We start from the raw sequence: 17,812 nt of genomic DNA, 5'->3' as shown, positions 1-17,812 counted from the left end.
GTCAACGGACTGAATCCGCTGCTCGTGAGTTCAACTCCGTTGCCGGTGGCGTTAGTTCGAACCATTCTGACCCGCACGGTCGCCCTGGTGGTAGGGGCAGGGGTGGTGCCGACCGGGAGTGGGCTCACGGCGTCCGGTGTGTCGCGAGCCCCCCGGATGATCTGAGGGCAGGGTTCCTCAGGAGACGTTCTGGGGTTCCTTGCGGTCTGTCGCCGAAGCATGAGCCGGAGCCTTCTGGAGGCTGGTTCCTTCGACGTCGAGGTCGGGCAGGCCCCTGTCCAGCCAGCCCGGTAGCCACCAGGCGCCCCGGCCGGCGAGAGCGAGCACCGCCGGTACGAGCGTCATGCGGACGGCGAAGGCATCGATGACCACGCCCACGGCGAGGGCGAACGCGATGGGTTTGATCAGGGAGTCGTCGAGAGGGAAGAACCCGGCGAAGACGGTGAACATGATCAGGGCGGCGGCGGTGACGACCCGCACGCTGTGGCGTGCGCCGTCGACGACCGATTGGCGTGCTTGGCCCGTGTGAGCCCATTCCTCGCGCATACCGGACACGAGGAACACCTCGTAGTCCATGGCCAGTCCGAACAGCACACCGATCAGAATGATCGGCAGGAAGCTGACGACAGGGCCGCTGTGGGGCACCCCGAGGATGTCGGCCAGCCAGCCCCACTGGAAGACGGCGACGACCAGACCGAGCGAGGCGCCGACCGAGAGCAGGAAGCCGACGGCGGCCTTGACGGGGATGACCAGCGACCGGAAGACGATCATCAACAGGAGCAGGCTGAGGCCGACGACGATGGCGACGAAGGGCAGCAGGGAGTCGCTGAGCCGGTTGGAGACGTCGATGTTGACGGCGGTGGTGCCGGTGACCGCGACGGAGGCGCCGGTCGTGTCACGGATGTCGGGCGCGGCCTTGCGGATGTCACGGACGAGTTGGTCGGTGCGGACGCTGTCCGGACCGGAGGCGGGCAGGACGGTGATGACACTCTGTGCCGGGTCGCTGGTGGGCTGGGGCGGGAGGACGGCCTTGACGTTCTCGAGGGTCTGGAGCTTCTGGGCCACCCGCACGCCGGCCTGTGCGCTCGCGGCAGCCGTGCCGTTCTTGGTCTCGGCCAGGACGAGGAGCGGGCCGTTGAAGCCGGAACCGAACTTGTCGCTGATCGTGTCGTAGGCCTTGCGCTCGGTGGAGGAGTGCGGGGCGGAGCCGTTGTCGGGAAGGGACAGGCGCATGTCCATGGCGGGCAAGGCGAGGGTCGCCAGGATGCCCGCCACCGCGAGCACCGTCAGCAGCGGCTTGGCGATGGCCCACTCGGTCCAGCGGGTGCCCATGGTGGTGTGGCCGATGGACCCCTCGGTGTCGGCGGCACGCCGGGCGGCGCGGCTGTTGGGCTGGGGAGTGAGCCGGGAGCCGGCGAATCCCGCGACGGCGGGGACGAGGGTGATCGCCGCCAGTACAGCGATGAGTACGGCTCCGGCGGCCCCGAGACCCATGATCGTCAGGAACGGGATGCCGATGATGCTCAGCGCGGCGAGCGCGATGATCACGGTGGTGCCGGCGAAGACCACGGCGCTTCCGGCCGTGCCGGTGGCCAGCGCGATGGATTCCTTCGGCTCGGTTCCGCGGGCCAGTTGCTGTCGGTGGCGCGACAGGATGAACAGCACGTAGTCGATGCCGACGGCCAGGCCCAGCATGAGGGCGAGTGTGACGGCGGTCGAGGAGATGCTGACCGCGGGCGCCAGGGCGAGTAGCCCGGCCAGTCCGACTGCTACACCGATGAGCGCGGGCACCAGTGCCATGCCCGCGGCCAGCAGTGAGCCGAACGTCACGACGAGGACCAGCAGGGCCACGGCCACGCCGATGATCTCCGACGGGCCGACGTGGACGCCCTTGCTGCTGTAGACGGAGCCGCCCACCGAGGTCTTCAGCCCGTCGTTCTCCACCGCTTCGGCCGCCTTCTCGATCGCGTCCACGGATGAGGTGCGGACCTGAGCGTTCTGGACGGGGTACTGGACCTGGACGATCGCCGTGGTCCGGTCGGCCGAGACGGCGCCGGAGTCCCGGGGGTCGACGACCTCGCTGACCTGGGGAGCCTTCCTGGCCTCCGCCACGGTCCGGGCGATGGCCGCGGTGTAGGGGACTTCGGTGACCTGGTGGCCCCTGGGGGCCGTGATGACGATCTGCGCGTTGGCACCCGAGGCTTCCGGGAGGGTCTTGCTCAGGCTGTCCAGCGCACGCTGCGACTCGGTGCCGGGCACCGAGAAGCGGTCGTCGAGCTTGCCGCTGAAGACGCTGACGCAGGTGATGAGCGCGGCCAGGACGAAGAGCCACAGTCCCAGGACGAGCTTTCGGCGCCGGTAGGCGCTGTGACCCAGCCGGTGGAGCAGGACGGCCATGACGAACTCCCTAGACGGTGGGGATCCCCGCACCCGGGCAGCGGACTGGGCGGGGGAAACGGAGGGCACAGGGTCGGACTCCGGCCACGTGACGGCAGCCGCGCGACCGGTCGGAGCCGATGGGTGCCTCGCACGGTGCGACCGACTTTATCACTTGCTCAAGTCGAACGACCGAGTCATTCGACTATTGCCTGGGTGACCATTGCCGTAACGGCAGGCCAGATGGCCTTTTCGTGTGACTGAATACACTGACATTGTCGACTGACCATGTCGTCTGTCAGCCGTTCGCCGACCGCTTCCCCGCTGTGCGTCAAGGAGTGACCATGACCAGTACGCGCGGCACGCAAGCCGCCAACGGGCAATGGAGCCGACGGGCCGACCTCGTCGTGATCGGTGCGGGACCGGCCGGGCTCACCGCAGCGTGAGAGCTCGTCGCGGCAGGCAACTCCGTGGCCGTTCTGGAGGCCCGCGACCGGGTTGGCGGGCGGCTGCTCAACCACGACCTGGGTGACGGTCAAGTGCCCGAGATCGGTAGGCAGTTCGCCGGCCCTACCCAGGACCACATCCTGGCGTCGGCAAAGAAGGTCGGCGTGACTCAAGCGCGTGGCCGTCTACGACACACCGTTCTGGCGGGCGGAGGGCCTTTCCGGCACGGGCCTGCTGCGTGGCGGTTCGCCCATCCGCGAGACATTGGACGACACCCCGCCCGACGGTGGACCGGGGGCGTGCTCATGGGTTGCCTCGGCGGCAGGGAATGGCGCAAGTGGGCGCACCGCCCGGTGGACGAGCGCCGCGAAGCGGTGCTGCGCTCCTTCGCCCAGGTCGTCGGCGAGCGTGCCTTCGACACCGTCGACTACGTCGAGCAGGACTGGACCGCCGAGCAATGGACCCAGGGCGGCCCGACGTCCGTCGCCGCCCCGGGGCGCTTACCGAGTACGGGGAGGGGATGGGCCGGAAGTCGGTCGCGTGCACTGGGCGGGGTCCGAGTCCTCCCCCTGATGGAACGGCCTCATGGACGGCGCGGTCCGCTCCGGCAATGGCCAACCTGAACACCCGGATCCGTTCCGAGGCACCCAACGCGCGTGACTGGTGCGGTGGCCGGCAAGGTTCACCGGCTCGCAAACCATGTCAGCTCGCAGGAACGGGTACCAGGTCCAGCCGACCGGCGGCCATGGCCACCACGGCGGATACGAAGGCCTGCAGGCAGGTGTGCTCGGCCTCCTCGTCGGGGTGGGAGAGACGTTGCATCGTGAGCCCGTCGAAGCCGGCGAGGAAGAACCGCGCAATCGTTTCCGCAGGCTGGGCAAGAGTCAGGCCGGTGCGCTCGGCCGCTTCGGTCACCAGCCTCGCCGTCACCTCGGTCACGCCCCGATGGTGGCTCTCCAGGGCCTCGCTCAGGGCGGGGGAGCGGAGCGCGAACATGGTCAGTTCCGTGAGCAGCTGATGACTGGCGGGCTGCTCGCGCACCGTCCGCCACAGGGCGGCGGCAAGCGTACTGGCCGTTTCCTCGAAGCCGGCGTCGGCCGGTGCGGCCTGTTCGACCTGAGTGATCAAGTCCTGCGTGAGCTGCTCCATGACGGCGCGGTACAGCCCTTCCTTCGTGCCGAAGGTGTAATGCACCGTGGCCTGAGCAACCCCCAGCTCGGCGGCGATGGCACGGGTGCTTCCGGCCGCGACTCCTTCCCTGGTCATGAAGTCGATGGCCGCTTTGATCAGTTGAGGGCGGCGCTCGGCCGCGGGAACATGAGCCATGACCGCATCATACCGACTTAGTCGGATGATGAAGTCACCCGAACAAGTCAAGTTGTGCGCAGCCGGATGTCGTGGCGCGGCCGCTGAGGTCCGGTCCATGGCCGCGCGGGTCAGTTCCCGCTGAACGGCGGGTGAATACGTTTCCTTGAACAACCGTGAAGCGGGACGAACGAGGAGGCAGGCCCGTGAAGGAAAGCCAGTTTGATACGTGTGTGATCGGGGCGGGGCCTGCCGGGCTGGCGGTCGCCAGGGCACTGGCGGAGCGGAATCTGCCGTACACGCATCTTGAGCGGCACACCGGGCCCGGCGGTATCTGGGACATCGACAATCCCGGCAGCCCGATGTACGAATCGGCCCACTTCATTTCCAGCAGGACCCTGTCGGGATTCGGCGGCTTTCCGATGCCCGACCACTTCGCCGACTACCCGCCGCACCGGCAGATCCTGTCGTACCTGCGGCTCTTCGCCGACGCCTACGGGCTGACGGACCGGATCGAGTTCGGCGTCGAGGTCGAAAGCATCGAGAAGAACGCGGACGGCACCTGGACGGTCACCCGGGCCGACGGCCGCGAAAGCGTGCACGGGCAGGTCGTCGTGTGTACGGGCTCGCAGTGGCAACCCAACATCCCCGAGCTTCCTGGGGAGTTCAGCGGTGAGGTCCGGCACACCGTCGGCTACCGCAGCGCGGAGGAGCTGCTCGGCAAGCGCGTCCTGGTCGTGGGCGCGGGGAACTCCGGCTGCGACATCGCCTGCGACGCCGCCCGGACCGCCGACCACGCGGTGATCAGCATGCGGCGCGGCTACTGGTTCATCCCCAAGCACCTCTTCGGCCGGCCGGTGGACACCATCGCCAGCAGCGGGCCGCACCTGCCGATGTGGCTGGCGCAGCGGATCTTCGGTGCCGTGCTGCGTATCATCAACGGCGACCCGACGCGACTGGGGCTGCCGAAGCCGGACCACAAGCTGTTCGAGACCCACCCGGCCATCAACTCGATGCTGATCCACCACCTCCAGCACGGCGACATCACCGCCAGGCCCGGGATCGCCCGTGCCGAGGGCAGAACCGTGCACTTCACCGACGGCACGAGCGACGACTTCGATCTCATCCTGCTGGCCACGGGCTACGTCCACAAAGTGCCGGTCGCGCAGCAGTACTTCGGCGACGAGCAGCACCCCGACCTGTACTTGTCGTCGTTCTCACGCGAGCACCTGGGCCTGTTCGGCATCGGCTTCGTGGAGACCAACTCCGGTGCGTACCGACTCTTCGACACCCAGGCGCAGCTGATCGCCGGGTATATCCACGACGCGCGGCACCGGCTGCGGAACGCTGAACGGTTCACCCAGATGATCCGCGCCGACCGCCCGGATCTGTCCGGCGGGCTGAAGTTCGTCGACTCGCCCCGCCACACCGGCTACGTCGACAGCGGGGCGCTCGTGAAGTACCTGGGCAAGGTCGCGCGCGACATGGGCTGGCGTACCGAGGGCCAGCCGCCGCCGGTGTGGTCCCTGCGCGCTGTCAAGGAAGGCAGCGCGGCATGAGCGGGTTCGACTACACCGACAAGGCCATGCTGGTGACCGGCGGCGCGGGCGGCATCGGCAGCGCGCTGTGCCGCCGTTTCGCCTCCGGCGGCGCCCGGTGCGTCGTCGTCGACATCGACGAGACCCGCGCCAAGACCGTCGCCGCAGATCTTCCCGGCGCCGGGCACACCGGCCTCGGCTGTGATCTGAGGGACCGCGCCCAGGTGGAGCGGGTGTTCGAGCTGGTCGCCGAGGTCTATGGCCGCCTCGACGTGCTCGTCAACAACGTTGGCATGACCAGCGCGGAACGCTTCGATGTCCGCAGCGTCGAGAGCATCGAGCGGGAGATCGGCCTCAACCTGATCTCCCCGCTGGTCACCACCCGGATCGCGATCCCCCTCTTGCGGGCCTCGCGGGACGCCCGGGTGGTCACGACAGTCTCCCTCGGCGGGATCTTCCCGCTGGGCGAGACCCCGATCTACACGGCGTCCAAGTTCGGGCTGCGGGGCGCGATGCTCGCCATCGGGCTCGACCTCAGGAGCAAGGGCATTCTGGCCGGCTCGGTGCTGCCGTCGGCGACCGACACCCGGATGCTGCGCCAGGAAGCCGTGGACGGCGGGAACTCCATGCAGTTCCAGGACCCACCACAGCAGCCCGCCGACGTCGTCGCGGCCGTGGTGAGCCTGCTGGACAAGCCCCGCCTGGAGGCCTACCCCCGGCCCGGCGAGTCCCGTCTGGTGCGGTTCGCGATGCTCATGCCGAACCTGCTGCCCAAGGTTTTCCCGCTGTTCCGCAAGCGGGGTGACCGCGGTATGGCCCGCTATCTCGAAGATCTCCGCCGACGCGGACTGGCCCGCCGGACCGACGGGCGCTGGGAGCTGGTGGAGGAAGCATGACCACGAACGAGATGCTGCAGGTCGTCAACCCCGCCACCGGTGAGCCGATCACCTTCCTGCCCGCCGCGAGCGCCGACGACGTCTCCAAGGCTGCCGAGCAGGCCCGGCAGGTCCACGAGGCCGGGGTGTGGTCGCGGCTGCCGGTCCGGGAGCGCGGAGCGGTGCTGCTGCGGCTGGCCGACCTGATGGAACGCGACGCCGAGATCCTCGCCCGGCTGGAGAGCGAGGACGCGGGCAAGCCGATCACGGAGTGCCGTACGGGCGACGTACCGGGGGCGATCGAGTCGATCCGCTGGTTCGCCGAGGCTGCCGACAAGGTCTTCGGCCGCCTCGCGCCGAGCGGGCCCGACGCTCTCGGCCTCATGAGCCGCGAACCGGTCGGGGTCGTCGCGGCGATTCTGCCGTGGAACTACCCGCTCGCCATGACCGCATGGAAGGTCGGACCCGCCCTGGCTGCGGGCAACTGCCTGCTCGTCAAGCCCGCCGAGGCGACCCCGCGCTCCGCCCTGCACCTGGCCGAACTCGCGACCGAGGCCGGCCTGCCCGAAGGAGTGCTCACGGTGCTGCCCGGGTACGGCCGGACAGCCGGGGTGGCCCTGGCCCGCGACCCCCTTGTGGGGGCGCTCTCCTTCACCGGGTCCACCGCGACCGGCCGCAGCATCCTCAAGGCCGCCGCCGACAGTAACTTCAAGCGCGTATCGCTGGAGATGGGCGGCAAGAGCCCCCAGGTGCTCATGGCCGACGCGCTCTCCTACGGTGATGAGCTCATCGGCAACATGATCGAAGCCGCGTTCCTGACCATGGGGCAGAACTGCACGGCCGGCTCCCGGGTTCTGGTGCACCGCGATATCGCCGAGGAGGTCGTCGAGCGGTTCACGGCCGCGGCGAGAGAGCTGGTCATCGGTGATCCGGCCGACCCGCACACGCAGATGGGGCCGCTCATCGACCACGCTGCCTTTGATCGGGTCGCGGGAGCCGTGGAGGCCGCACGGGCCGGCGGAGCCCAGATCCACACCGGGGGACTGCCGCACGGGCTGCCTCCGCGCGGCGCCTACTACCCGCCCACCGTGATCACCCGCGCCCCCGACGGCAGCGACGTTCTCACCAAGGAGCTCTTCGGCCCCGTCGTCACCATCCAGACCTTCACCTCTGAGGACGAGGCGGTACGCGGGGCGAACGCCACCGAGTACGGACTCGCCGCCTCCCTGTGGACCCGCGACCTCGACACCGCGCTGCGGCTGGCCCGCGGCATCGAGGCCGGCGTGGTCTCCGTCAACGCCTACAGCGAAGGGGACATCACCACCCCCTTCGGCGGTTGGAAGCAGTCCGGATTCGGTGGCGTGGAGAAGTCCACCAATGCCTTCGACCAGTGGACCCGGGAGAAGACGGTCTGGATCCGCACCCGCTGACGCGTCGTTACGTCATTCCGTCTGTCCCGTGTCCCGGAGCATCCGCTCCCGCAGACGGACCGGTGAGGTGCCGTGCCACCGGCGCACCGCGCGGCGCAGCGCCCGTTCGTCGGAGAATCCCGCCCGGCGGGCGATGTCGCGCAGTGTCAGTTCCGGACGGAGCAACAACTGCTCCACACGCTCCCGGCGCACTCCCTCGACGAGGGCCTCGTACGTCGTGCCGCACTCGGCCAGCCGACGGCGCAGCGTCCGCTCGCTTGTCGCATGCCGCCGCGCCTGCTCACCGAACGAAGGCGCCACGGGGAGACTCTGCGCAACGGAGATCTCCAGCACCTCCAGCAGATCCTGCTGGTCACGGCGGGAGGCCAGCTGCGCGTCGAGCATCTCCAGAGTCGACGCGTAGCTCACCGGATCCCGGCCGGGCATCCGGGTGCGGGCCCACGCGGGGTCGATGGCCAGGCGGTTGGCGGGGGCGCCGAACCGGACCGGACAGCCGAACAGGGCGACAAACGGGTCGTGTTGGCGGGGTGGCGGAAAGGAGAACTCCACGACCTTCGGCGCGAAGTCCGGACTGACGGCCAGCCTGGACAGGGTGACCACGGAGGCGAACGCCTCCTCGATCAGGAAGGCAGCCACGACCGGGTCCATGGCGGGATCGGGAAGATCGGCGCGCAGCACGAAGGCGTCGTCCTCCTCCCCCGCACCGGCCGACCACACCACCATCGCCCCGGACAGGTTCTGGTACCTCACCCCCGTCCCGATGGCGTGCCGCAACGTGTCGTCGGCCATCAGGGCGAAGCCGAGCAGGCCCCACGCGGTCAGGTGCTGCGCCGCACCGACCTTCAGTCCCAGGCGCTCGTCCCCGGTGAGCTCCACCGCACGGCGGATCACCGCGCTGCCCTGCCGGTACGACACCCGCAGCGCGGCGGAACGCATGATCGTCTCGTCCAGCCCGACCTGCTTCAACACGGGCCGCAGATCGACGCCGCGCTCGTCGGCGACCACGACCAGGCAGCGCAGGATGTTCGGCTGGATCGTCGCCGACGTGCTGCGACTGGTCCCGGGAGGGTCCGCCGGGCCGGGGATGAGGGACATCGCACCCACCTTCTCCTCGGTGACCACCGTAGGCAGCCGGCATCACCGGTCGCATGCTTTTGGCCCCCGAAGCCCCCTCTACGGCCCCTGGTGCCCTGAGCTTGCCTTTCGCGCCTGGCTACGGTTTCCGGAACCTGCACCCATCCGACTCGCTGGACCTCGACTGGTCACCCAGCGCACACAGGAACGAAGGCGCGACAGCATCATGTCCCTCAACGCTCCAGCCCGGGCGGGGACCGGGCACCCGGTCTCCAAGGCCGGCGCCCGAAGGGGCGCGACCCTCGCGTTCGCCGTACAAGGTCTGTCCGTCGCCGCCGTGTACACGACCGTCCCCGCTGTCACCGAACACCTGAACCTGGCTCCGCTCCTGACGACCGCCGTGATGGTCGCGGTGGCACTGACGGCAGGTGGCGGCAGCTTCCTGGGTCTGGCCGCGATCCGTCGCGTCGGTCCCGTCGCCACGATGCGCGGGGCCATGCTGACGGCTGCCGCCACGCTGGTGCTGATCGGACGGGCCTCCGACGAGGCGACCGTCATCTGCGCGTACATCCTCTTCGGGCTCGCTGTCGGTGCCCTCGACATCGGGGTCAACACCCGGGCAGCGGCGATCGAACGCGCCTACGGCCGCAGCATCTTCGGCTCCTTCTACACGGCATGGAGTGTGGGGGGCGTGGTCGCGGCCCTGCTCACCGCCGGGGTCGCCCGGCTGGAGTGGCCCGTAGCCGCCGGCCTGAGCGCTGAGGCGGGCATCGTGCTGCTCCTGGCCGTCTGTATGCGCACGCACGCCCTCCCTTCCCCCGCGGGGCCGTCGGACACCCTCGCGCGGCCGCCGCTGGGGCGCCGCCTGTGGATTCGGCTCATCCCGTTCGGCTTGGTCCTCCTCGTCGTCTACGTCGTCGACTCCACCGTCTCGGCCTGGTCGGCGGTGTACCTGCGCCAGACCCTCGCCGCGTCCCTCACGGTCGCGCCGCTGGCGTACGCGGCCTACCAGGCCGGCACAGTCGTCGGCCGCGCCGCCACCGATCGCCTCGTGCAACGGTTCGGAGCGGTCGCCGTCGTCAACACCGCGGCCCTGCTGGTCGCGGGAGCCCTGGTAGGCATGGCCGCCGCGCCGAGCTGGCCGTTCGCCGTTCTTGCGGCCGGGGCGGTGGGTCTGGGGGCGTCCGTCCTGGCTCCGCTGTGTCTGGCCTCCGCCGCGCGGTTGCGCCCCGCTGCCTCGGAGATGGTCCTGGCGCGCCTGAATCTCTTCAATTACGTCGGCGTCATCACCGGAGGCGCGGTGAGCGGGCTCCTCGGCTCCACCGGCCGGTTCCGTCTCGCCTACGCGGTACCGGCCGCCCTGGCGCTCCTTCTCCTGGCCGCCGCCCGCCACTTCACCCAGCCGTCGGCCCGGCCCGTGCGGAGAGCGACTCTCCCGTCGTCCGGGCAGGCTCCTCCACCCGTCGGCTGAGATTCCCGCATCGCGGGTTTCGGGGCATGGATGTCGCCCGGGACGGAGCCTCTGCGCGTTGGAATGAGAATCCGCTATGCGCGGGTTCGAGGCCCCTTCCTCAGCTGGCGGGATCGGGCCCACAGCTCCTTCAGCACGTCCATTCCGGGCTCGTTCGGGACGTGTTCGGGACGCAAGGATAGGAACAGGCCGACAAAGGCGAACGAGGGCCAACACTGCTCACCCCTTCTCACCAGCGAAAACGTCAAGGAGGAGCACTGATCGGCAAGGGTCGCCAAGATCACAGAAGGACTCATAATCCGTCGGCCGTGGGTTCGAGTCCCACCCGCCCCACCGCGCGCTACACGCGCAGAACCGTTTCCACTCGCGAGAGCGCGAGGACCGCGGTGCGGCTCCAGGGCGGCGCACCCGGTTCACCCGCCCGCCCCGCCGGCAGGAGCCGTCGGGCAGGGGACTGCTGACGGTCCGTCCGCCGGGGTCGCGCCGTGGTGGCGTTGGCGGCCGGTGTACGCGGTGATCGCCTGCCAGAGGTCGCGGCGGTCCGTGTCGGGCCAGAGGCCGGGGGTGAAGTGCAGTTCGGCGTAGGCCGTGTGCCAGGGCAGGAAGTTGGAGACGCGCTGTTCACCGCCCGTGCGCCACAGCAGGTCCACGTCCGGCAGGTCCGCCAGGGGCAGGTGCCGTGCGAAGTCGTCCTCGGCGATCAGGCCGGGCTCCAGACGGCCGGCCCGGACCCGGCCGGCCAGGGCGGCGGCCGTGCGGGTGAGCTCGTCCCGGCCGCCGTAGTCGATGCACATCGTCAGGGTCAGGCCGGTGCGGGCACGGGTGGTGCGCTCGCGCAGCTGGAGGACGTCGACCAGGTCGGGCGGCAGGCGGCCGGCGCGGCCGTGCCAGCGCAGCCGGACGTCCAGGTCGCGGAAGGGATTCTCGGTCATTTCGCGGCGCAGCAGGTCGAGGATGGCGTCGACCTCCTCCGGGTCGCGGTGCCAGTTCTCGGTGGAGAAGGTGTAGAGCGTCAGGTGGCGCAGGCCGATGTCCAGCGCGCCGTGGACCACTTCGCGGACCGCGTCGGCCCCGGCGCGGTGGCCCTCGTGCCGGGGCAGGCCGCGCTGCTGGGCCCAGCGGCCGTTGCCGTCCATGATCACGGCGACGTGGGCGGGCAGATCACCGGACGGGATCCCGGGGGGCCGCTCGCCGCTGGGGTGGGGCGGCGGCCGCAGGAAGGTGCCGGTGGGCGCCGGCAGGGCGGCTGCCGGTGGCCGCTGGGCGCCGGGGTGCTGGGGCGGCGGCACCGTCAGCGGGGTCAGGCTCCAGGCCAGGGCCGCGCGGGCCCGGGCGGGGGCGAGGATGCGGGCCCGGGTGGGGAGCGCGGGCCGGGGCGGGGAGCGCAGGAGCGCCGGGCCGGCCGCGTCGACGGCGTCGAGCTGTGCGTGCAGCAGGGCGGCCATGGTGTCCAGGACCGTCGCGGGGCCCGGGTGCATGCCGCGGGTGAGGGTCTCCTGGGCCACCCACTGGCGGGCCAGGCCGGTCAGGTGCGTGACCAGGGCGGCGACGCCGGGGCTCCAGCGGCGCTGCACCAGGTCGGCGGCCGAACCGGGGTGCAGGTCGAGGGCCTCGGCGGGCAGCAGGAGGTCGCCCTGGGCGAGGTCGGCGGACAGGTCGGTGAGGATGTCGGTGAGCCGGACGCCGTCGAGGAACTCCTCATAGGCCTCCCGGGTGTCCAGGCGCAGCGCCACGGGGACGCCGGCCCGGTCGAAGACCGTGCGGACCTGGCCGAACCAGGGCAGGAGGTTGTCCCGGCCCCAGGCGCGCCACTCCGCCCAGTCGGCGAAGTGCCTGCCGCGGGTGTCGTCCTGGACCTGGGCCATGGCGTCCCGCAGCTCGGACAGGTCCAGGCGCCAGCGGTTCGCGGTGTCCACCAGGGCGTGGCGGACCGGGTCCGGGCTGGAGCCGGTGGGCAGTTCGCGGTGCAGGGCCGTGATCCAGGCCTCGACCCGGGCGGCCCGCTCGGCCGCGGGCGCGGTGCGGTCGTCGCCGAGGTCGTCGAGGGCGTTGGCGGCGGCCCACAGGGCGTGCAGCGCCGGGCGCAGGGCCGCGGGCACCAGCTGGATCAGCGCGTACTCCGCCGGGTCCTCGTCCTTCGTCCGGCGCCGGCACAGTCGGTAGGCCGCCCGCAGGGCCGGATCGTCGCCGCTCACCGGGCCTCCGGCCGGGCCGGGGGTTCCGTGGGCCGTTCCTCGGTCTGCCGGTGCTGTGGTCGCGGGGGGCACGTCGGTCACACCGAGGACGATACGTCCTGGTTCGGCGCGGTGATCACAGGGGCCTGGCGCGCGTCAGGCGGGAAGTCATGGGCCCGGGCCCGGGTCGGGGTGCACGGCTTCGGTGATGCCGGCCCGGGCCGCTTCGAGCTGAGCGGCGAAGGCGATGCCGAGGAACAGGGCCACGCCGGTCAGATTGGCCCACAGCAGCAGAGCGACGAAGGCCGTCAGCGGGCCGTAGACGGCGCCGAAGGAGCCGCTCTTGGCGACGTAGAGCGCCAGCAGCCAGGTGGCCGTGATCCACAGCACCAGATGGACCGCGGAGCCGAACGCCAGCCAGGTGTAGCCCGGTTGGTCCCGGCGGGGCGCCCAGCGGAAGATCGCCGCCGAGGCCACCCAGGCCAGCACCACGCCCAGCGGCACGTCGAGGGCGGACCACCAGTCGAGCCAGGTGCGGGACCAGCCGAGGGCCTCCACCACCGCGCTGCCCACGGCGTCGCCCGCCACCAGCACGAGGAACCCCAGGACCATCGGCATGCCCGCGGCCATGGCGAGGAGCAGGGAACGGCCGTACTTGGCCAGGAAGGGCCGGTCGCGCTCGATGCCGTAGATGCGGTTGGCGCCCCGCTCGACCTGGGCCATCGCCGAGGCCAGGTTGAGTACGGCGAAGGCCAGGCCCAGCCACATGGCGACGGCGCCCCAGACGCCCGAACCGGCGCTGCGCGCGGTGCCGTCCAGGGCGTCCTCGACCAGGCCCGCGCTGGCGCCGGGCACGATCCGGCCGAGGGTGAGTTCGATGATCCGCCCCACGCTCTCCGTGTGCACGGTGGTGGCCACGCCGACCAGGGCGATGGTGAACGGCACCATGCCCAGGACGACCTGGAAGGCGAGGGAGCGGGAGCTGCTGAACCCGTCGGCGTAACGGAAGCGGGTGAACGCGTCGAGGAACAGCCGGCGGCCTCCGTAGCGCCGCAGCGCGGTGAACGCCTCGTCCCCGGAGAGTTCCTCCCCGATCATGTCCCGCGTCTGCGGGACATGCACTGCGGTGCCCATCGAGAAGTTCTCCTTCTGCCTGCCCTGCGTACTGGACCAGCATGCCGGGCGGCACGGCCGCGCGGTGGGTCAGAAGGGCATGCGGCCGCGGGTGCGGCGGCCGGCCGAGCCGCTGCGGCTCACCGCGCGGGAACTGGAGTGGAAGGGCTTGCTGAAGAGCCTGCCCAGCACTCCGGGTGCCTTGCTGCCGGCCCGGGCGCCGGCGCCGAGCGAACGCTGGGTGCCGCGCTCGGGGTGGTGCGAGAGGCGGGGGACGAGGAAGGCCAGCACGGCCAGGAGGACGCATCCGGCGATGACGACGGCGATGATCACGAGCAACTCCCTTGTGAGGTGGGGGAGTTACGGGTGCCCCGTCGTGTCGTCTCTATGTGGCCTCCTCCGTCGCGGTGGCCTCCGCCCGGTCGCCGTCGCCTTCCTCCCGGGCGTTCGTGTCGTCGCGGTCGCCCTCAGCCTGGGACGGAGTGGGACGCGGGGTCGTGTCCTGCTCGTCGTCGCGCTCGCCTTCGGCCTGGGACGGGGTGGGGTAGCTCATCGTGCACCTCCTCGCGCGGCTGTCGGCAGCCGGGTACCCCGCCGGGGCGGGGAGCACCGGCCCGGCACGCGGTACCCCGGGCCCCTGCCCCTCAGCCCCGGCGGCGCCTCGCGACGGCCCGCTGCAGCGCCGTGCGCAGCTCGGGCGACGGCGGCGGCCCGTCCGCCTCCGCGCTCGCCGTCACCGCCGCCGCGACGTCCCGCAGCTTCGTGTTCGACAGCTGGGACGTCTCCCGCAGGATGTGCCATGCCTCGTCCGAGGTGCAGGCGTGGGTGGCCATGAGGATGCCCCGGGCCTGGTCGATGACGGGGCGCGAGGCGATGGCCTGGCGGAGCTGCTCGACCTCCTCCTGCAGGACGTGCAGCCGCTCCGCGCGTTCCAGGGCGACCGCCGAGGAGGCCGGGGCGGCCGGCGCCACCGCGGAGACCGCACCGGCGGTGTCAGGACCGGCCAGCGGATCGGTCGTGTCCAGGCCCGCCAGCTCCAGGATCCGGCGCGGCTGGCCGTTCCAGTTCGCCGTCGTCACCGTCAGCGACCGCTGCCGGCCGTGGTCGGCCAGCACGTCCAGGAACTGCAGGCCGGCCGTGTCCATGAAGTGCACGCCCGCCATGTCCAGGTCGACCCGGGTGACGGTGGCCGGCAGGCCGACCAGGGTCTTCGCCAGGACGTCCGCGCAGCCGTGGACGAGCTCACCGCGGGGGGTGAGCTCGGCGCGGTCCGCGTCGACGCGGCCAGGGATGACCAGGGTGTCCAGCCCTCCTGTGAGATGTGGTGATGCCGCTGAGGTCATGTCACCGCCTTGTCGGTCCTCGTCTGTCGTGTTCGTCTCGCCGGACTGCACGACGTCACTCGCCCCCGTGGACGTCGGTGTGAGGTGCGCCTGCCCGCCGTACGGCGTACTACACACGTCCCGGGGGAATGAGCCTTTGCCTTACGGGTAAGAGCGCTGTGGTCCACAAGTGTGGGGAGAGGGGTTTGAACACTCGGCAGCAGCTGTCGGCGAACGGCCCTCGCGACCCCGCGCCCGGTCTGGCGGTGTTCCCGCTGGCCGGGCGGCGGGGCGTCCGGGCGGCCGGGGAGGTCGGCCTGACGACACGTGCGATCTGGGAAGGTGTACTGGAACAGGCTGTCCGTGAGGATGACGACGTGTACTACCTCGAACTGTCCGGCGTGACGTTCGTCGACGTAGCGGGCGCCGGTGCGCTCGCGGCCGCCGCCGGACAGCTCCGCGACGGCCGGCGGTTCGTGGTGCGCCGGCCGCCGCCCGCCCTGCGGCGCACGCTGGACCTGCTGTGGCCCGGCCAGAAGGGAATCGAGGTGTCCACATCATGACCAGCACGGTCACCGAGCCCTTCGGGCCCCTCGACCCCTTCGTCCACCCCGCGCTCTTCTACCGGGACGAGCAGGACTACCTCGACGGCACCCTCCCCTTCGTACGCGAGGGGCTGGAAGCCGGAGAACCCGTGGCCGTCGCCGTGCCCGGCAAGAACCTCGCCCTGATCCGGGACGCGCTGGGCGACGCCGCCGCCGCCGTGCGGCTCCTGGACATGCGCGAGGCCGGACGCAACCCCGGGCGGATCATCCCCGGCGTGCTGCGTGCCTTCGCCGACGCCCAGCCGGCCGGCCGCCGGGTACGCATCATCGGCGAGCCGATCTGGGCCGGCCGCTCCGACACCGAGTACCCGGCCTGCGCCCAGCACGAGGCGCTCATCAACGCCGCCTTCCGGGGCCGTACGGCGACGATCCTGTGCCCGTACGACGTCGAGCAGCTGCCCGAGCACGTCGTCGCCGACGCCTACGCCACCCACCCGACCGTCATCCACCCCGGCTCCCGCGCCGAGCAGCGCAGCGACGCGTACGCCCCCGAGGGCGTCGTCGCCCGCTACAACGAGCCGCTGCCGCCCGTGCCGGAAGCGCTGTCGTTCGCCTTCGACTCCGACTCCCTGCCCCACGCCCGGCACGTGGCCGTCGGGGAGGGCGCGCGGCTCGGCCTCGTCGGTGTGAAGCTGGACGACCTGGCCCTCGCCACGGCCGAACTCACCACCAACAGCGTGGTGCACGGCGGCGGTTCGGGCGTGCTGCGGGTGTGGGCCGAGGACGGGTACGTGGTGTGCGAGGTCCGCGACGAGGGGCACCTCGCGGACGCCCTGGCCGGACGCCGGCCCGTACCCCGCGACCAGCGCGGCGGCCGCGGGATCCTGCTGGTCAACCTGATCGCCGACCTGGTGCGGCTGCACCGGAGCGACAGCGGGACGACCGTGCGCTGCTGGTTCGCCCGCTGACCGGCGCCTCACTGACGTTCAGGTGCCCAGCGGGTCCAGCGCCAGCGGCGTGATCCTGCCCTCCAGCATCGCGCCGAGCCCCTGCACGGCGCACACGTCCGGGCGCTCGGCGATGTGCACCGGCATGCCGGTGGCCTGCCGCAGCATCTGGTCCAGGCCCGGCAGCAGGGCACTGCCGCCGACCATCATGATCCCCCGGTCGGCCAGGTCGGCGACCAGATCGGGCGGGCAGGCCCGCAGCACCTTGCCGATGCCGTCCAGGATCGCGGTGAGCGGCGCCTGGATGGCGTCCCGGACGGCCGCGGTGTCGACCTGGACGGACCGGGCCAGGCCCGTGGCGACGTCCCGGCCGTGGATCTCCGTGCAGGCCGGGCCCTGCGCGGTGAGGCCGTTGCCCGACAGGGCCAGTTGCAGGGGCCGCACCGACTGGCTCGGCAGAATCAGCTCGTGCTCGTGACGCAGGTGCTGCACGATCGCCTGATCGACGGCCTCGCCGCCCACCGGGAGGCGCTCGGCCGTGACGATCGAGCCGAGGGACAGCACGGCCACCTGCGTGGCCGCCGCCCCGCACACCATGATCATCGTGGCCTCGGGCTGCTCCACGGGCAGCCCGCAGCCGATGGCGGCGGCGATCAGCGTGTCGACCAGCTCCACCTTGCGCACCCCGAGACCGACCAGCGTCTCGATCGCGGCGCGCTGGGCCAGCGGGTCGGCGTCGTGCGGGGTGCAGGCCGCGGCGCGCAGGATCGGCTTGCGGCGCAGCGCGCGGCGCATCTTGTCACCGAGCAGGTGCCGCAGCATGCGCTGCGCCATCTCGATGTCGACCACGGTGCCGCCGGAGACCGGCCGGACCACCCGGATGTAGTGCGGGGTGCGGCCCGTCATCTTCTCGGCGAGCTCACCGACCGCGATCAGCGCGCCGGTGCGGGTGTTCACGGCGGCGGCGGACGGCTGGTCGACGACGAGCCCGGTGCCCTTGACGTAGACGCGTGTGCGGGCCGCCCCCAGGTCGACGGCGAAGTGGCAGCGGCGCAACTGCTCCAGACTGGCGGTCATGGCAGGTCCTCCCGAGAGCACAGACCGTGGGGGGCCGCCAGGTGGCGGGCCTCGCAGACGTGGGTCCGCCGGGCGGCGGGCCTCCTTCGCATCGTGCGCGGGAGGCGGCCGGGCCGCC

General features: G+C 71.5%; 16 protein-coding genes. 7 read left to right on the top strand and 9 right to left on the bottom strand.

Translation table 11 applies throughout. The features are described from left to right. Positions 1–177: 177 nt before the first annotated feature. Complete coding sequence (locus RFN52_RS12545) at positions 178–2,397, bottom strand: MMPL family transporter (RefSeq protein WP_184846025.1); 2,220 nt, start codon at positions 2,395–2,397, stop codon at positions 178–180. 449 nt (positions 2,398–2,846) lie between these two features. Here RFN52_RS12545 and RFN52_RS12540 point away from each other — a divergent pair, with 449 nt between their 5' ends. Then, positions 2,847–3,446: an FAD-dependent oxidoreductase gene (locus RFN52_RS12540; RefSeq protein ID WP_311240941.1), complete on the top strand. Its 600-nt coding sequence runs from the start codon at positions 2,847–2,849 to the stop codon at positions 3,444–3,446. Positions 3,447–3,525: 79 nt separating this feature from the next. On the opposite strand, the gene RFN52_RS12535 is transcribed toward RFN52_RS12540, so the two are convergent. Then, positions 3,526–4,149: a TetR/AcrR family transcriptional regulator gene (locus RFN52_RS12535; RefSeq protein WP_184853869.1), complete on the bottom strand. Its 624-nt coding sequence runs from the start codon at positions 4,147–4,149 to the stop codon at positions 3,526–3,528. A gap of 185 nt (positions 4,150–4,334) precedes the next feature. Here RFN52_RS12535 and RFN52_RS12530 point away from each other — a divergent pair, with 185 nt between their 5' ends. Genes RFN52_RS12530 through RFN52_RS12520 form a run of 3 tightly spaced genes read left to right on the top strand, consistent with a single transcriptional unit; the run spans position 4,335 to position 7,971 of the window. Next, positions 4,335–5,687: a flavin-containing monooxygenase gene (locus RFN52_RS12530; protein ID WP_184846024.1), complete on the top strand. Its 1,353-nt coding sequence runs from the start codon at positions 4,335–4,337 to the stop codon at positions 5,685–5,687. Next, positions 5,684–6,562 (top strand): SDR family NAD(P)-dependent oxidoreductase, encoded by an 879-nt coding sequence (locus RFN52_RS12525; RefSeq protein WP_184846023.1) that lies wholly within the window; start codon positions 5,684–5,686, stop codon positions 6,560–6,562. Before RFN52_RS12530 ends, RFN52_RS12525 begins: the two co-directional genes overlap by 4 nt. Next, positions 6,559–7,971 carry an aldehyde dehydrogenase family protein gene (locus RFN52_RS12520; protein ID WP_184846022.1) on the top strand — a complete coding sequence of 471 codons (1,413 nt, stop codon included), beginning with the start codon at positions 6,559–6,561 and terminating at the stop codon, positions 7,969–7,971. The genes RFN52_RS12525 and RFN52_RS12520 overlap by 4 nt, the downstream gene beginning before the upstream one ends. A gap of 12 nt (positions 7,972–7,983) precedes the next feature. On the opposite strand, the gene RFN52_RS12515 is transcribed toward RFN52_RS12520, so the two are convergent. Beyond that, a complete protein-coding gene (locus RFN52_RS12515) occupies positions 7,984–9,066 on the bottom strand; it encodes an AraC family transcriptional regulator (RefSeq protein ID WP_184846020.1) in 1,083 nt (360 codons plus the stop codon). A 205-nt stretch (positions 9,067–9,271) separates the two neighbouring features. On the opposite strand from RFN52_RS12515, the gene RFN52_RS12510 reads away from it, so the two are divergent. Further along, on the top strand, positions 9,272–10,516 hold the full coding sequence (locus RFN52_RS12510) for an MFS transporter (protein ID WP_184846018.1): 1,245 nt from the start codon (positions 9,272–9,274) through the stop codon (positions 10,514–10,516). Positions 10,517–10,929: 413 nt separating this feature from the next. Here the strand turns inward: RFN52_RS12510 and uppS are convergent, their stop codons facing one another. The 5 genes from uppS to RFN52_RS12485 all read right to left on the bottom strand — a co-directional run bounded on the left by uppS (position 10,930) and on the right by RFN52_RS12485 (position 15,146). After that, a complete protein-coding gene (gene uppS / locus RFN52_RS12505) occupies positions 10,930–12,711 on the bottom strand; it encodes a polyprenyl diphosphate synthase (RefSeq protein WP_184846016.1) in 1,782 nt (593 codons plus the stop codon). A 147-nt stretch (positions 12,712–12,858) separates the two neighbouring features. Further along, positions 12,859–13,824 (bottom strand): YihY/virulence factor BrkB family protein, encoded by a 966-nt coding sequence (locus RFN52_RS12500; RefSeq protein WP_184846014.1) that lies wholly within the window; start codon positions 13,822–13,824, stop codon positions 12,859–12,861. Between the two features lie 69 nt (positions 13,825–13,893). Continuing rightward, complete coding sequence (locus tag RFN52_RS12495; protein WP_184846013.1) at positions 13,894–14,136, bottom strand: DUF6411 family protein; 243 nt, start codon at positions 14,134–14,136, stop codon at positions 13,894–13,896. Positions 14,137–14,188: 52 nt separating this feature from the next. After that, the gene (locus RFN52_RS12490; RefSeq protein ID WP_184846011.1) at positions 14,189–14,356 is read right to left on the bottom strand and encodes a hypothetical protein; all 168 of its coding nucleotides are present in this window, start codon (positions 14,354–14,356) and stop codon (positions 14,189–14,191) included. Between the two features lie 91 nt (positions 14,357–14,447). Beyond that, entirely contained in the window at positions 14,448–15,146 is a 699-nt protein-coding gene (locus tag RFN52_RS12485; protein ID WP_184846008.1) for an ANTAR domain-containing protein, read from the bottom strand. Between the two features lie 185 nt (positions 15,147–15,331). On the opposite strand from RFN52_RS12485, the gene RFN52_RS12480 reads away from it, so the two are divergent. Then, the gene (locus tag RFN52_RS12480; RefSeq protein WP_107454798.1) at positions 15,332–15,688 is read left to right on the top strand and encodes an STAS domain-containing protein; all 357 of its coding nucleotides are present in this window, start codon (positions 15,332–15,334) and stop codon (positions 15,686–15,688) included. Next, positions 15,685–16,638, top strand: coding sequence for an anti-sigma factor RsbA family regulatory protein (locus tag RFN52_RS12475; RefSeq protein ID WP_184846006.1), 954 nt, complete (start codon positions 15,685–15,687; stop codon positions 16,636–16,638). Before RFN52_RS12480 ends, RFN52_RS12475 begins: the two co-directional genes overlap by 4 nt. 18 nt (positions 16,639–16,656) lie before the next feature. Here RFN52_RS12475 and RFN52_RS12470 read toward each other — a convergent pair whose 3' ends face one another. Continuing rightward, positions 16,657–17,694 (bottom strand): rod shape-determining protein, encoded by a 1,038-nt coding sequence (locus RFN52_RS12470; protein WP_184846004.1) that lies wholly within the window; start codon positions 17,692–17,694, stop codon positions 16,657–16,659. Between the last annotated feature and the right edge of the window lie 118 nt (positions 17,695–17,812).

The organism is Streptomyces collinus, from assembly GCF_031348265.1.
GTDB lineage: Bacteria > Actinomycetota > Actinomycetes > Streptomycetales > Streptomycetaceae > Streptomyces > Streptomyces collinus.
The sequence above is the reverse complement of the archived record's forward strand: the minus strand, read 5'-3'. Positions and strand labels throughout refer to the sequence as shown.